The organism is Gracilibacillus kekensis (genome assembly GCF_900143085.1).
Classification (GTDB): domain Bacteria; phylum Bacillota; class Bacilli; order Bacillales; family Amphibacillaceae; genus Gracilibacillus; species Gracilibacillus kekensis.
The window spans coordinates 169761-185898 of record NZ_FRCZ01000006.1 but is presented as its reverse complement, the minus strand read 5'-3'; the positions used below and the strand labels follow the sequence as shown (position 1 = coordinate 185898).

The 16138-nt window shown below is 36.7% G+C and carries 14 protein-coding genes; 4 read left to right on the top strand and 10 right to left on the bottom strand.

The genetic code is table 11. The features are described 5' to 3' along the window. Positions 1–309: 309 nt before the first annotated feature. Both BUC25_RS14650 and BUC25_RS14645 read right to left on the bottom strand, forming a co-directional pair. Positions 310–1770 (bottom strand): protein adenylyltransferase SelO, encoded by a 1461-nt coding sequence (locus tag BUC25_RS14650; RefSeq protein WP_073202640.1) that lies wholly within the window; start codon positions 1768–1770, stop codon positions 310–312. A gap of 134 nt (positions 1771–1904) precedes the next feature. Continuing rightward, entirely contained in the window at positions 1905–2489 is a 585-nt protein-coding gene (locus BUC25_RS14645) for a hypothetical protein (protein WP_073202639.1), read from the bottom strand. A gap of 198 nt (positions 2490–2687) precedes the next feature. On the opposite strand from BUC25_RS14645, the gene BUC25_RS19715 reads away from it, so the two are divergent. Continuing rightward, positions 2688–2810 carry a hypothetical protein gene (locus tag BUC25_RS19715; RefSeq protein WP_280174063.1) on the top strand — a complete coding sequence of 41 codons (123 nt, stop codon included), beginning with the start codon at positions 2688–2690 and terminating at the stop codon, positions 2808–2810. A gap of 93 nt (positions 2811–2903) precedes the next feature. Here the strand turns inward: BUC25_RS19715 and BUC25_RS14640 are convergent, their stop codons facing one another. Next, positions 2904–4013 carry a PQQ-dependent sugar dehydrogenase gene (locus BUC25_RS14640; protein ID WP_073202638.1) on the bottom strand — a complete coding sequence of 370 codons (1110 nt, stop codon included), beginning with the start codon at positions 4011–4013 and terminating at the stop codon, positions 2904–2906. A gap of 224 nt (positions 4014–4237) precedes the next feature. Between BUC25_RS14640 and BUC25_RS14635 the strand changes: the two genes are divergently transcribed. Next, positions 4238–4588, top strand: coding sequence for an ASCH domain-containing protein (locus BUC25_RS14635; protein ID WP_073202745.1), 351 nt, complete (start codon positions 4238–4240; stop codon positions 4586–4588). 51 nt (positions 4589–4639) lie between these two features. Here the strand turns inward: BUC25_RS14635 and BUC25_RS14630 are convergent, their stop codons facing one another. The 5 genes from BUC25_RS14630 to BUC25_RS14610 form a co-directional block, all read right to left on the bottom strand. Then, entirely contained in the window at positions 4640–5098 is a 459-nt protein-coding gene (locus tag BUC25_RS14630) for a cupin domain-containing protein (RefSeq protein ID WP_084543490.1), read from the bottom strand. 127 nt (positions 5099–5225) lie between these two features. Beyond that, a complete protein-coding gene (locus tag BUC25_RS14625) occupies positions 5226–5756 on the bottom strand; it encodes a VanZ family protein (RefSeq protein WP_073202636.1) in 531 nt (176 codons plus the stop codon). Positions 5757–6505: 749 nt separating this feature from the next. After that, a complete protein-coding gene (locus BUC25_RS14620; protein ID WP_073202635.1) occupies positions 6506–7441 on the bottom strand; it encodes an NADP-dependent oxidoreductase in 936 nt (311 codons plus the stop codon). A gap of 246 nt (positions 7442–7687) precedes the next feature. Continuing rightward, a complete protein-coding gene (locus BUC25_RS14615) occupies positions 7688–8911 on the bottom strand; it encodes a molybdopterin-dependent oxidoreductase (RefSeq protein WP_073202634.1) in 1224 nt (407 codons plus the stop codon). Positions 8912–9069: 158 nt separating this feature from the next. Beyond that, positions 9070–10668 carry a xylulokinase gene (locus BUC25_RS14610; protein WP_073202633.1) on the bottom strand — a complete coding sequence of 533 codons (1599 nt, stop codon included), beginning with the start codon at positions 10666–10668 and terminating at the stop codon, positions 9070–9072. A 920-nt stretch (positions 10669–11588) separates the two neighbouring features. On the opposite strand from BUC25_RS14610, the gene BUC25_RS14605 reads away from it, so the two are divergent. Next, the gene (locus BUC25_RS14605) at positions 11589–12740 is read left to right on the top strand and encodes an AI-2E family transporter (RefSeq protein ID WP_073202632.1); all 1152 of its coding nucleotides are present in this window, start codon (positions 11589–11591) and stop codon (positions 12738–12740) included. Positions 12741–12888: 148 nt separating this feature from the next. Next, entirely contained in the window at positions 12889–14157 is a 1269-nt protein-coding gene (locus tag BUC25_RS14600; protein WP_139251839.1) for an FAD-binding protein, read from the top strand. A gap of 41 nt (positions 14158–14198) precedes the next feature. Here the strand turns inward: BUC25_RS14600 and BUC25_RS14595 are convergent, their stop codons facing one another. After that, a complete protein-coding gene (locus BUC25_RS14595) occupies positions 14199–14897 on the bottom strand; it encodes a deoxynucleoside kinase (protein ID WP_211619591.1) in 699 nt (232 codons plus the stop codon). 36 nt (positions 14898–14933) lie between these two features. Beyond that, complete coding sequence (locus tag BUC25_RS14590; RefSeq protein ID WP_084543475.1) at positions 14934–15860, bottom strand: DMT family transporter; 927 nt, start codon at positions 15858–15860, stop codon at positions 14934–14936. Between the last annotated feature and the right edge of the window lie 278 nt (positions 15861–16138).

Sequence of the window (16138 nt, the reverse complement as noted above, 5' to 3'; positions counted from 1 at the left end):
TACGAATATTCGATTTGAATACCCTTTCATTATTTCAAAATAATCAAGGAATGGCAAACAATCTTGACTTTAAAAAGTCGATGGATTAAGAAAAGCGCAGAGCGCCCGATTAGAAACGTAGCGACTGGAGCGAATCAACTGAGATAAAGGAATCACTGAGAAAAGCGAGCCGATGATGACTTATCGTAGGGCGATTTCGTGAAGTCGCCTAGTTTCTGGCGCTCGGAGCTAGACATGACGCCGCTTATATGCTTTCTTACTATTAAATAGAAAATGAGCATCAATTAGTTATCGATGCTCATTCTTATTTTACGTCCCACAAAAGGTCTGATAATTGTCGTCACTATCTGGTGGTACGATGCTATAGGCTTCCTGATCAGCTATATATGCATAAGGGTTAGATAGAACCGCTAACAGTTGATCCATCACATCGTAATCTCCTTCATTAACTGCTGCTTCGATTGCTTCCTCAACTCTATGGTTTCTCGGAATAATGGAAGGGTTGTGATCACGCATTAATTGCTGAATTTGTTCTTTCGACTCTTTTTTTTGCCCTTCTAACCTGTCTTGCCATTGTTGATACCACTGAGTAAATGCTTTTGACTGGAAGAGACGTATATTATTATCAAATTGATCCAAGGTTAAAGCTCTAAATGTATTCGTAAAGTCCGCTTTATGTTGTTCCATTAAGTCTAATAATCGCCTTATCAAGACTGCATCATCTTCATTTTCATTAAAAATACCCAGTTTTTTACGCATGCCATTCAAATAATTCTGGTCATATAACGCTACATATTCCTCAATTACTGCTTTGGCTAAAGGAATTGCTTTCTGTTCATCGTCATCAATTAAAATCAGGATTGCTTCAGCAAAACGCGCTAAGTTCCAGCCACCGATGTCGGGCTGATTACCATATGCATAGCGCCCTTGGATATCAATCGAACTAAAAACAGTACTTTTATCATACGTATTCAAAAAAGCACATGGACCATAATCAATCGTTTCACCGCTAATCGTCATATTATCGGTATTCATCACGCCATGTATAAATCCGACCAATTGCCATTTCGCAATCAAATCGGCTTGTCTTTTGCTCACTTCTTTTAATAATGACAAATATCGATTGTCATCTTCTTTTATATGCGGAAAATGGCGATCAATTGCGTAATCGGCTAATGCTTGTAAATCCTCACTCGTGCCCCACTGCCTTGCATATTGAAAGGTACCTACTCGCAAATGACTCGCCGACACTCTCGTAACAATGGCTCCGGGGAAATCAACTTCACGTTGAACAGATTCACCTGTAGTAGCAACCGCTAAACTACGATTCGTCGGTATCTTTAACCCATGCATAGCTTCACTCATGATATATTCCCGCAACATCGGTCCTAAGGCTGCACGTCCATCCCCACCTCGTGAATATGGCGTTTTTCCAGATCCCTTTAATTGAATATCGACACGTTTTTTTGTCGGTGTTATTTGCTCTCCTAATAAAATTGCCCTGCCATCACCTAGCATAGTGAAATTAGCAAATTGGTGACCGGCATATGCTTGTGCAATCGGAATACTTCCTTGTGGGAGTTGATTGCCTGCAAATATATCTGGACTCTGTCTTAATTCCTCTATATTTAAGCCAAGTTCTTTTGCTAATGACTCGTTTAGCCTGATCAATGATGGTGCTTTAACTGCTGTTGGACTCACTCTCGAATAAAAAAAGCCTGGCAATCGTTGATAACTGTTATCTAAGTTCCATCCAGTAGATTTTGTCATACAATCTCCTTTCGATCCGCAACTCATATTTATTACTATTATTCCAATTAAAAATAGTAGCATGCAAAATTAATTTATTTATGAATATTATAACAGAAGATTTTGCGTTACCAATCGATACCTTTTAATACTCTTTATCTCATTCTTTTTAGAAAAACCCCTAGGAAAGCAAGTATAATTAGAGAGGACACGCCAATGATGGCAGGCCAATGATTTGTATTCTGTTGAAGAGGATTCTTTTGTTCCGGATCTTTTTTGGAATTAATTTCTTCTGGTACGGAAAGAGAATTCGTTTGTTCGTTCAAAATAGTTAAATCTTCTTTACTTAGCTGAAGTGTATTTGTACGACTACATATAGTGGTATGAAGATTGTCTGTTCCATAAAAATCCGACTTATTCGCATACACGAGATATTCCTTTCCTTTCTGAAATTCAAAGCCACAATCTCCTCCACCAAGACCTGTATCTATTGATAACTCGTTAGCGTCTATACCTTTCCATATTCCAGTAACTTGAAAAGTAACAGACTTATATGGATACCCATCCTTCGCTTTCTTTTCTTTTATATCTGCTACTTCTCCAGTGAACACTGCATCCGCTTGTTCCAGAGCCTCTTCTACTTCTGGTGGCATGACACACGAACATGCATGAGTTATGGAAGGGTTAACAAACAAACTTGCAATTATTCCAATAAAAAGCAGTACCATTATTTTTTTCATGCTAGCAAGCTCCCATCGTAACGTATTTGCGTTACTCCTAATTTAGATGTAGGCATTAACCTCCACCCTTTAATGATTTGTCGTCGTTAACTTAATAATAGTTACATATTTCCACGAAGTACTCGGTATAGTTGACTCTTGCCGTTCGAATGGGTTGTACATAAATTAGTAGTAGCTACAAATGAGGGGGGAATAAAATTGTCAAATAACACGAAACCAATGACAGGAAATTTGGCGAGGAAGTTGTTAAATGATAAAAATGTATATTTAACAGAAGAAGGAAAGCGACTATTAAAAAATATGTCGCATAAACATAAATAGTTTATCTATTGTAATGTCTATGGTAATTCTTATGAAATGCGATGTAAGTTCCGATTCTACTTTTTTAATATAGGTTGGAACTTATTTCGCAGATTAATCTAACTCTGACATCGCGATTCTATATAACTTATCATCGTTCGCTTCAGCTGAACCTCTTCCGTCCGTATTATTACTAATGAAATAAAGGTAATCATCTTCAATCGCAACGTCGCGAATTCTACCTAATCCCGTTACAACTTCTTTATATTGATTCGTCTCTAGATCAAACTCTAAAACTGCAGTCCCACTCAACGCTGCGACATATAATTTTTCTTCTGAATAAGACATGCCAGATGGTGCCCAAGTCGTGTCATCTCCAGAAGTAAAAAGCGGTGAAACCATATTTTCTTGTTCTTGATTACCCTCAATGATTGGCCAGCCATAGTTTCCACCAGCCTCAATTTTATTGATTTCATCATTTGCACTGTTTCCATGTTCACTAGCATAAAGTTCGCCCGAGGGAGTCCATGCAACCCCTTGTGGATTTCGATGCCCATAACTATAAACATAGGAATCAGGATCAGGATTATCTTCCGGAATAGAGCCGTCTAAATCCATTCTGAGAATTTTACCTCCCAGCGAATTTAGATCCTGAGCAATTTCTGCATTTGAGGCATCGCCTGTTGTCACATATAATTTATCATCAGGACCTATTTCCAATCTCCCACCATGATGATAGGTGCCACTAGGTATCTCATCGATTAGCACCTCTTCCTCTTGCCAACCATCGCTTGATAACCGAAGTGTCACCACCCTGTTAAATTGACCGGATTCACTTTCGTATGTGTAGTATCCATACGCTAAATTCGATTCAGAAAAATCAGAAGCTAGAACAAATCCTAATAAACCTGCTTCAGCTGCATCGGATTGGTCCTTTTTCAAGGAAATAGTTTGTCTTTCCATTTCTTCATTTTCAATTTTCACTATTCCACCGGGTCTCTCCGTTATATAAAAGGCGTTTTCATGTTTGGTAATCGACCATGGAACATCTAAATTGTCTGCCAATACGGTTAAATCTGTTTTCGAACTTTTCTCACCTACTGGTTGACTATCCTCTACACCTGTATCATCTTGTTCTTCCTCTTGAGATTCTTGATTTTGGTTTGACGAACAAGCACTGATAATGAAGAGCACTAAAAAAATAGCGACTGACCACTTTTTCATATGTTCACCTCTGATAATATGTCTACTTATAATTCTTTTTATCCTAATTACTATCACCGTAAACTACTAATATTTATGATCTGTTTGTTCACCTTTTCTTGGAAAGTTACAAAACGCCACGAAATTGACATTACTCTTATTAGTTTTTACTATTGAGAATTATAATGCTTGTTGACTGCCATCAAAAAAAGGTAAAATGGAAAGAGAAAGGTAAGGTGTATCGTATGAATAATGAACAATCAAATGCAGCATTACCTCCAAAAACGTGTACGATTGATCGTTTGATCACGGTTCCAACTGATGTGAATAAAGCATTGGAAGGAAAAAAGACGGCAACTAGACGTAATGGACGTTATGCTGATATCGGAGAAATAATGGTATTAGAAAATCAAAAATTCAGAATAGATGATGTCTATCAGCAAACACTCGGTGAGTTGACGGATCAAGATGCGCAAAAGGAAGGGTTCACAAACCTTGAAGACTACAAACAATCTATTTTAGCAATGCATCCAGGAATGCCTTGGGCCGCTAAAATGAAAGTGTGGGTTCACGAATTCAGCAAAATAGATAGTTAATTAATATAAAAGGGAAACTCATACCAAACTAATGAGTTTCCCTTTTTGTTATTAAGAGTGATGATGTTCAGCTGACATCGCCATTGCTTTTGTTGGATGAACTGTGCCAAATGGGTGTTCTGGCGGTGCATAGATCGAGTAAAGTTTCAGTGGTTCATGGCCGGTATTGATAATATTATGCCATTTGCCAGCAGGGACCATTACTGCAAAGTCATCGCAAACAAATTGTTGAAAATCTAAATGATCACTCCTGTCCCCCATCAGAACCAGACCTTGACCTTGTTCGACACGCAAAAATTGATCCGTATGTGGATGCGACTCTAATCCAATATCTTCCCCTATGCCGATACACATTAATGTTACCTGTAAATGATCTCCTGTCCATATTGCTGTACGAAACGTATTATTTTGTTTTGTTGCTTGATCAATATTCAATACAAATGGTTGCTTTCCAAAGTCATGAACATGTTGACTAGGGGCACCGGTTTGGTAGTTCCCTTGTTGAGGCATTGTTGGATACCATTGATGATAAGGATTGTAATGCAATTTAACTTCTCCTTTCTTCCGTCCTATATTTCTATCGTATGCATTTGCCTAAATCAGGTGTAAGTATTTCAAGAAAGAATAGGCGAAAGGATTACATTTGGAGCTTTGCATGTACAATCAACATTACTCTAAAAAACAAATATCCAATTACTCCTCCAACAACATTTAGAATAATGTCGTCTACATCGAATTGGCCGATTCGTAATGAAATTTGCATTACCTCTACCAAAACTGTTAAAACTGTTACAGTTACTAATAGTTTAGAGAACTTACGATATGTCTGAAACAATAATGGCAGAAGTAATCCTAATGGAAGAAAGACTAATATATTTCCGATTATATTATTAAAGATAACGACCAAGGAAAAATAATCACTCCCTGTTAAATAATGATAAGTGTTGTTAAATGGAACTAGATTAGCATTATACCAAAAAGATTCTACAAGAGATGTATCTTCAGAAATAGTAGTGTGATATCGATTACCTTCTATCCCATTGAAATAGTCACTGATTCTAACAATTATTCTTTCAAAGATTAACAGAAAAGAACTAATCAAAAGATAGCAGATAAAGATTAACCATAATACGATTCGATATATTTTATATTTTAATTGTTGGGACAATATGAAACACCTTTCTGTCTAGTTTGCAATTATTTTACCATATTTTAGTTTTTTTATCGTTGATACACTTTAAGAATTAATAGAAAGATACTTGTATGTAAAGTAGAGCTATTGGGAACATAAATATTTTTCTTAACTTCACATTCGTGCGATTTAAAATGCATTGTTGCGTAATAGAAGGATTATACGACACAACTCTAGTTGGTAATTATGAAATGATTTGTGTGCGTAAAAACCGCTTCGGCTTGCCCACTTCCCTTTCCATGGGCTTTTTCCTTAGGAGTGGAAGTGGCCGCCTACGCTTAGTGAGACTCTACAACTATTGCAAATGCTAATATTTTGGATGGTTACTATTAGACAATAAATCAGCTTAAATTAATAACAATGATAAATAATCTAATAATAATTTGATGGTAAAAAGTGAAGAACGCCAACATGTTTATTCTTGCTTGAGTTGTAGAATATAAAAAAGCGCAGGCGTCGGCTTCTACTCCTGCGGGATGTTTTTATCCGAAGATCCACTTTTTAAGCGCCCTTTGCTTAAAAAGTTAGCTGAGGAGAAAAACCCGAGGAAAGGGAAGCCGACAAGCCGAAGCGGTTGCAAAGCACATATAACATCTCATAATACCACTACAATAGTGTCGTATAATCCTGCTTATGCGCACAAAAATCCAAACGATCAAAGTTCAAATCGTTTGGATATTACTCATTATAAAATTCTTTTGTCACTATCTCTTATCAGCTAATCATTAATCAATAGTAATCACAATTTTCCCTTTAGCATGGTGACTTTCACTTAGCGCATGTGCTTGTTTAACACCTGCTTCAGATAGAGGGAATCGATGCCCAATTGTAACACTTAATTTGTTTTGTTCTAACAAATCAGCCAATTCTTTCAAACGATCACCTCTTGGCACTAACCAAATAAAGTCTGCTTTGATATTTTTTTGCTTGGCCTTTTCTTGATTAGGTTGACCAGCTATCGAAGCAATCGTCCCACCATCACGTACCACATGGAAACTTTTATCTAGAATATCTCCTCCGAGTGCATCCAATACGAAGTCATAATCTTTTAACTCATCTTCAAAATCTTGTTTTGTATAATCAATGACCTCATCAGCACCTAGCGACAGTAAAAAGTCAATATTTTTTGTACTTGCAGTGGTAGAGACATATGCCCCTTTATGTTTGGCAAGTTGAATAGCAAACGTACCAACACCGCCTGCCCCTGCATGTAATAAAACCTTATCTCCTTTTTTTACATCTCCAAAATCAAAGAGACATTGATAAGCCGTCAATGCCGTTAATGGCACGGCAGCCGCTTCTTCAAAACTAATATTATCAGGTATTGGCGCTAATAAATTCTCGTCTACAAGAGTATATTCTGCATAGGTGCCACGATTGGTTGTATCAGGTCTTGCAAATACACGGTCACCAACCTTAAATTCTTCAACACCATCTCCAACTGCATCAACAACTCCAGCTGCATCCCAACCTAAAACAATAGGAAATTCAAATGGGAGCATTTCTTGTAAGTAGCCCTCACGAAGTTTCCAATCAATTGGATTGATCGAAGTAGCATGAAGTTTTACCACTACTTGATTTTCTCCAGGTGTTGGCTTTTCTAACTCTTGCATTTTTAGTTGTTCTTTTCCACCATATTGTTCAATTACAATTGCCTTCATTTATTTATCACCCTTTGAGTAAGATTTTACACTTTATGAAAAGTTAATCATATTCATTACTTTCTCTCCATAGAATACCCTGAATTTTTGCAAAAAAAACATGCAGACTCAAAGAGCAATATAGTGAGACTTCAATCAGTGGCAGTGTCGAACTCCTACTGATTGTTAGCAAAAATTGTCAGGAAATTTGCGTCCGTTTATTCTTCACCTAGTTTCAGGCAGACTTTTGGGTTATGCTACATATTACTATTTGTTAACAAGTGCATTTTGATCATAACCTCTTTCCACCCAATAGCCGATATGCTCATGGTCAAGCAATTCAATTTTTGTTAACCATTTTACCGATTTATACGCATAGTGCTTAGGTGTGACTAATCGTACCGGTCCACCATTTTCTTGCTTAATTAATTCTCCATCAATTAATACGGCTACCATAATATCATCCGCCAATGCCTGTTCAAGGGATAAGGCTTCCGTGTAAACACCATCGCCTGAGGAAAACTTCACATATTTAGCGGCAGAGTGAATACCTGCACTGTCTAAAAGTTCTTTTAAAGGAATGCCCTCCCATGTTACATCATAGACACTCCAGCCTGTTACGCAATGGAAGTCACTTAACTGTGCCGTACGTTTCAAATCCAAAAATTGTTGCCAATTGAAATGCATCTTGTTGTCTACAAGCCCTTCAATGGATAAAGACCAATTTTCATTTGAAAAAGTAGGGGTTTCCGTAACCGTATAATAACGAAATGTTCCTTGACGTCCGTCCACTGATAAAACATCATGCTGTGGTTCTGGTCTTGGCTTCATATCGTTTTCTTTGCTAAGTGTCCTACTTACATCGCTCCAACTTGGTAAATAGGAGCGTATCCAGTTACCTAATAAGCCGACTGAAATAATTGCTGTTATTCCTCCTGCAGCAAATTTAAGAAAAGTACGACGACCTACAAATGGATTACTTTTTCGAATCACAATCGGTTCTTCATTTTCGATTGTTTTAGAGTTTTTTAATAAATTTTTAAACCATTGACTTCTGGTTATGCTGTGATAGATGACGTAAGGAATCCCAATCCATGTCGCAACGTCATGTATAAGTAAGGCATTAGAACTAATAACCGGTGTCACTGCTTCTGGAAAAGATAAAATAACACCAGAAATTATAAGTATTATTAATATACTGAGCACAAGGTAGAGGTTGATGCGGTGATCTTTTCTTTTTCTGAGTGTTGGAAGGTGTTTGGTGAATTTTGGGAGGTAAAAAAATACGGGCAATATACTAATAAGCCCTATCCAAATATGAAGATATTTGATCCACACACGTGTCGCAGGAAAGGTAGAACGAAAACTCGCAGATACTAGTAGTAAACCCGTGATACTTAATAACAAAAATAAGATTGCATTAGAATGATGTAACCGTTTTAATTTCTTTGCAAACTTCAAATCCCGTTGAAAAAATAATTTCCAGTTCATCAGAAATCCCCCCTCAAATTCTTAAAGTGAGACTAAATAAGTTGTTGCAATCATAATACAATTCACCCGTAAATCATAGGGAGACAATTCAGGAAACAGATAACCTGATATTAAACCAATAAAAAAGATAGGAGAATATCCCCTATCTTTTCCACTCTTTATTTCAAATGATCGACAGCTGCTCTCTCGATTGCTAGGCCTTCTTTGTACCGTTCCATAAATTGCTCAAATCCTTTGACATCTTTTGGATCTGGAGAGATTGTTTTCACTTCCTGATCTGCGAATACTTTCTCGTTTAAATATTCATCTAAAGTTTCGCTACCATTTTTATTAATCATATACGATGCTAGCAAAGCAATCCCCCATGCTCCACCTTCTCCTGCTGTCTCCATTACAGAAACAGGTGCATTAAATGCTCCAGCTAAAAAGCTTTGAGCTACACCTTCTGTCTTAAATATACCACCATGGCCTAAGACTTCTTCAAGCTTTACTCCTTCTTCTTTTAAAAGAATATCCATACCTATTTTCATCGCACCAAAAGCGGTGAATAAATGGGTACGCATGAAATTCGCTAGGTTGAAATTGCTTTCGGAAGAACGAACAAATAATGGACGGCCTTCTTCAAAATGTGTCATATGTTCTCCAGAAAGATAACCATAAGATAATAATCCACCACCATCTGGATCTCCTTTAAGTGCTAAGTTAAATAACGTTTCATAGAGTTTATTAGAGTCTACTTTGATTCCCATAGCGTTTGAAAATTCCTCAAACATTCCGACCCATGAATTCAAGTCAGATGTACAGTTATTGGAGTGTGCCATCGCTACTAAATTACCTGTAGGTGTTGTTACAAGATCGATTTCAGGATGGACCTTAGACAAGTCTTTTTCCAATACTACCATCGCAAATGCCGATGTACCTGCAGATACATTACCCGTGCGTTGGGCAACACTATTTGTCGCAACCATTCCTGTTCCAGCATCACCTTCTGGCGGGCAAAGTGAAATGCCAGACTTCAGTTCACCACTAACATCTAAAAGCTTTGCACCATCTTCTGTTAAGTAGCCTGCATTTTCTCCTGCTACTAAAACTTCAGGGAAAATATCTTCCAGTTCCCAAGAGAAATCCTTACTTGAGACTAATTCATTAAACTGACCGATCATTTTCTTGTTAAAATCTTTCGTGTTTAAATCAATTGGAAATACTCCAGAAGCTTCGCCAACACCAAGTGCTTTTTTACCAGTTAGTTTCCAGTGAATATATCCTGCAAGGGTTGTTTGAAAATCGATTTCAGCAACATGTTCTTCCTTATTCAGAATTGCTTGATATAAATGTGCGATACTCCATCTTTGTGGTATATTATAGTTAAATAATTCAGTCAGTTCTGATGCAGCTTGACCTGTTATGTTATTGCGCCACGTACGGAATGGTACAAGAAGTTGATCATTTTTATCAAAAGCCATATAGCCGTGCATCATTGCACTAAAACCGATAGCTCCAACCGTTTGTAAAGGAACGCCATACTGTTGTTTTACATCCTCTGCCATTTTCTGATAGCTATCCTGTAATCCTTCCCATATATCATCAACACTGTACGTCCAGATGTTGTCTATATAGCTATTTTCCCAGTCATGACTACCAGATGCAATTGGCTCATTGTTTTCATTAACAAGTACCGCTTTAATTCTTGTTGATCCCAATTCAATCCCAAGAGCTGTTTTACCGTTTTGAATCGCTTCTTTTAAAATTTGACTCATGTTATTCTCCTCCAATAATAATGTATTAAATGTTAATTAAAAATTAGTTTTCTAGAATATATGTGTATGTACTTCAAGAAGATAAAAGCGCTTTCTTTATTATAAGCATATAACTTGTCGGTACAACTAATTAGGTTGTGATCCCTATATATAAGAAAGTAATTTCGTAAATTAATATTGCTACTTGAATTGTAATTCTATAATATCATTTAGTTATATATAGCGTCAAACCAAATTTGTCCGTACGTGTTATTTGAAACTAGAAAAATAAAGATATGACTCTAGATTCACGATAAAGCTTTAACAAATTAATCTGAGAAATCCCAAATTAAAATGTATATGTGTATGTTTTTTAAACTAGATGGAGAGGTGACTGTGATTAAAATAGAGGGTATAGACGGATGCCTTTTAAAAAGAATGTCGAAAGAATCTATTAAAGATGCCTGCATGTTATAATAGAGTCATCAATAGATCGACTTCATATGAGGGGTGGCGCCACTGTTGTCTTGTCGTTAGTCTCGTTGGGAGGCTTCCCAGGATGGGAGGTGGCGCCTATGGATATCGAAAACGCTTTGACAATAATGCTTTCATTTTTGTCACTAATGATCTCTTTTGGGATGTTAGTTGCGTTTATCATGTCCAATAGAAATGATAAAAAATAACCCCTCATATGCTGGCAAGCTGTAGGGGTTATTTTCACTCTATATAGCGCCGCCCCTCTTATCGGGGTTCGGTCTATATTGTAACCGTAGACGTTGGAGCGTCTGCGGTTTTTATTATGATATGAATTTCTATTTTTATTATACCCTATTCCAGCAGTTTTTACAATTGTCTTAAACTACATCTTTCTAAACACATCAGTTATGTTTAGGAAAAAAAACAATATTATGGTACATTAATTTAAAAAGGGGATGTGACAAATGGAAGATCAAAATAGATTTTTAAAATTTATTGGTGGCAAAAATATATTTTACATACTTGCTTTTTTTATTTTAATTGGTATTACTATCTATATCTATACCAAAATATCATTTATCTTTCACCCGCTTACTGTGATTGTATCAACAATTGCACCTCCGGTAATTTTAGCATTTATTGCATATTATCTGTTGAATCCGATTGTGAACCTGCTTGAAAAATTGCATATCAAACGAATTTGGGGCGTTATTATCCTTATTCTTGGTATCAGTGGTGCACTTACTGGACTTATTTTGTTAACTGCACCGTCCATTGAAGCGCAAGTGAAAGATCTAGTACAATCCTTTCCAAACTATTTAAAACAATTAGGTGCCAGTATGACAGAATGGGTTCAAAACTCATTTTTAGCACCGTATTATGATGACGGTTATCGATGGGTAACCGACCGATTAAGTGAGCTTCCACAATTAATTGGAAATTATATTTCAGACGGTTTTGAAGGCGTACAAAATGTTGCTAGTACAATTACTAGCACAGTGGTATCAATCATTACTTTTCCGTTTATTCTATTTTTCTTATTAAAAGATGGTAAAAAGTTTCAACAGTTTACTCTTAAATTATTTCCACCTAAGTTTCGTGAGGATACGAAACAAATATTCAATAATATCGACACGCAAGTTGGTTCCTACATTCAAGGACAAATCATTGTAGCGACTGTTATTGGGATTCTGTTATTTATAGGTTATCTGATCATTGGGCTCGATTATGCTTTTACATTAGCAATTGTTGCTGCGGTAACGAGTGTAGTTCCTTATTTAGGTCCGACCATTGCCATTATTCCAGCAGCCATTATTGCGATTGTTGATTCACCTTTTATGCTACTTAAACTTGCGATCGTATGGATTGCCGTTCAATTCTTAGAAGGCAATTTCGTTTCACCTAATATAATGGGGAAAACAATGAAGGTTCATCCATTAACTATTATATTAGTATTACTGATCGCAGGTAATTTATTTGGAGTTGTTGGGGTTATTCTAGGGATTCCTGGCTATGCCATCGTTAAGGTAATAGGTTCTTACCTTTTCTATAAATTTCAAAAAAGATATAACAAATACTACGGGGAAGATCGTGGTCAGTATGAAATAGAAGAATAATTGCTAAGAGACAATGCTCCTCTTGAAAAATGAGGGGCATTTTTATATTTAACTAGCAGATTTCAGATTGAAAGGGTTACCATTTTAAACAGTTTTGTTTTATAATAGCACAAGGATCATGAACAACAATATTGAGGAGTGGACATTCATGGAACAAAGAAATTGGGCAGGTAATTACATATACAGTGCAAAAAATTGGTACGAGCCTGACACTATAGAACAAGTAAAAGAAATAGTAAAACAAAGTGAAAAATTAAGAGTAGTGGGATCACGACATTCCTTCAATGGCATAGCCGATTCAAAAGAAAATATTATCTCTCTTCAACATTTCAACCGAGTGATTTCGTTAGATCATGAAAGCCAAACGGTTACCGTTGAAGGGGGCATTATTTATAGTGATTTAAGTCAGTATCTTGAAGAAAAAGGTTTCGCACTGCAAAACATGGCTTCTTTACCTCACATCTCTGTTGCAGGAGCTTGTGCAACAGCCACACATGGTTCAGGAAACAATAACCGAGGTCTATCTGACGCAGTTGTTGCTATGGAAGTGGTCACAGCAAACGGTGAGCTTGTACAATTTTCTCGAACAAATAATCAAGAAGAAATGAATGGGGCTGCGGTAGCTCTTGGTGGATTAGGTGTAGTAACCAAACTTACCCTAAATGTGATTCCATCCTATTATATTAGACAGGATGTTTATGAAAACTTACCGTTAGAAAATCTTAAAGACGATTTTGAAGAAGTTTTCTCAAGTGCTTATAGTGTCAGTCTGTTCAATGATTGGCAAAGCGAAACATTTAATTATGCATGGTTAAAACGACGTCTTGCTCATCCCCAAGAACCTATTGATCTTAGGCCGACTTTTTTTGGTGCTACACGTGCAACAGAAAGTCGTCATCCTATACCAGGTATTGGTGCGGAACATTGCACCGAACAATTAGGGGTGTCAGGAGCATGGCTTGATCGCCTGCCACACTTCAAAATGGAGTTCACCCCTAGTAATGGGGAAGAATTGCAAAGTGAGTATCTTCTGCCACGAGAATATACTTATGAAGCGTTAGTAGCAATTAATAAAATTAGAGAGCAGATTGCACCACTACTTCATATTTCAGAAATACGCACGGTTGCAAAAGATCAGTTATGGATGAGCTCTTGTTTTCAGCAGGATTCTGTAGGTTTTCATTTCACTTGGAAAGATAATTGGGAAGAAGTGCAAAAGGTATTACCAAAAATAGAAAAAGCTTTAGAACCTTTTAACGCTAGACCACATTGGGGAAAATTGTTTACCATGGCACCTGAAAAAGTTCAATCCCTTTATCCGAAGTTGCCAGATTTTCAACAATTACTAAAAAAATATGATCCAGATGGGAAATTTAGAAATTCGTTTATGGATACTTATATTTTTGGTGAGAAATAATAGATTCAAATAAGAGCGAGTCTCCTCTCGCTCTTATTTGATTACATACTCTTTGTCGCAGCAGTTTCTGAAAGATTTAATGTCTCTATTTCTTTTTTTATAAGCGATATAACACGTTCTCGATCTGATGAATTGTTCTCAAAGTCCAAACGATCCACATTAATTTTCAATACTGGTGATGCGTTATATGCCTTGAAATATTCACTATACTCTTTGTTCAGTCTTTCCCAATAAGCATTTTCTGTATCCATTTCATAACTTCTACCTCGTTTTGTAATACGGCGAATCGCTTCTTCTGTAGATATCTCAAGATAGATCATTAATGCAGGCGGCTGGCAATGCTCGATCATATTTTTAAATAAACTTAAATAAATATCAAACTCTTCTTCTGACATTTCTCCGTTATCTTTTAGCATCTTGGCAAAAATCACATCACCATAAATCGAACGATCCAAAACTGCCTGATGAATTTTGCTGGCATTTTTTATATGCTTGAAACGTTCATTCAAAAAGAATACTTGTAATGGAAAGCTGTAACGCTCCCTATCATAATAAAATTTATCCAGAATCGGGTTATTAACTACCGGTTCTTCAAATGGAGTGTATCCCAACTCCTTTACAACAATATCCATTAATGTAGTTTTCCCTACACCTACGACACCATCGATCGTGATCATTTTCCATCCAGCTCCTCTTGTTTTTTTCAAACCATTTAAACAGTCGCTATAAAAGCCTTTCAATGTCATTAGCTCCTTCAAACGAGATTTGTTCCATTATTAAACAACACTCTTATTTTTGGTAGTAGGATTAACTACAGATTTTGGTTCTGAACTGATCCACGCTAAACCTAACACTATAATCAATGCACCAATAATTTGAGGCGCATAAATTGCTTCATTAAAAAATAACGCGCCAGCTACTGCAGCTGAGGCCGGAACAAAATAACGATAAAAGTTAGATTTCGTTGCCCCTACCTTCTTCATTGAGACATTCCAGATTACAAATGCTGCGACAGTACATAAAACTACGTTATACCCAATTGCACCCCATGTCGTGAAAGATAACGAGGTCCATGAAATACCATCCCAACCCCCAATTGTAAAAGGGAATAAGAACAGAGTACCAAATAATATATACCAGGTCGTCACTTTTAATGGAGAATATTTATTCATAAGTGGCATACAAGCCAAGTTAAATAGAGCTCCGATTAAACTGATTGAAAGTGCCAGAAGGTTTCCAACCATATATTCTGAGCTTAAATCAAAGCCATCGCCACCACCGAGAATAATAAGAGACACTCCAACAATTGCTACCATTCCACCAACAGCCACTCTTAAAGTCATTTTTTCTTTTGTAAATAAAGGTGCAAAAAGTGCTGCAAAAATCGGCCATGGGGCCACATTTAGAAGTGACGCATTAGCGAGCGTTGTGAATTTGATCGAATACATGACTAATATTTCTAACAAAGTGACCCCGATTAAGCCGATCACTGCTAATTTAACCAAATCCTTTTTCTCTACCTTTAGATTCCCTTCAGTCCATTTAAGTACTAAAAACAGAATTGGCAGCGCTAAACCGAAACGAAGAAAAACGAAGACTTCAGCAGCAAAAACCTCCATTGCCCACCTGGAAACTCCGAAATTCACTCCCCAGATTACTGATACAAAAATAAGTCCTACATAAAATATTGCATTTGATTTCAACGACAAAACATCCAATCCATTTTAATATACCTCGTCATTATACACGAATTTGTGACAGGGAAACAGATACTAAGTTCAGTTAATATTGTACAATTTTTAAACATTTAACCTATTTGATATTTCAAAAAGTTTTATGTCTGGAAAGATTAATGAGTTCGTTCCTCATCGGCAGTTTATACAATAGTTACAGCTAGATTGCCGATGAGAGCCTTGCTCGTCGGCATTTCCTACAATAATCACTGCTGATTTGCCGATGACAGCCTTCCTCGTCGGCATTT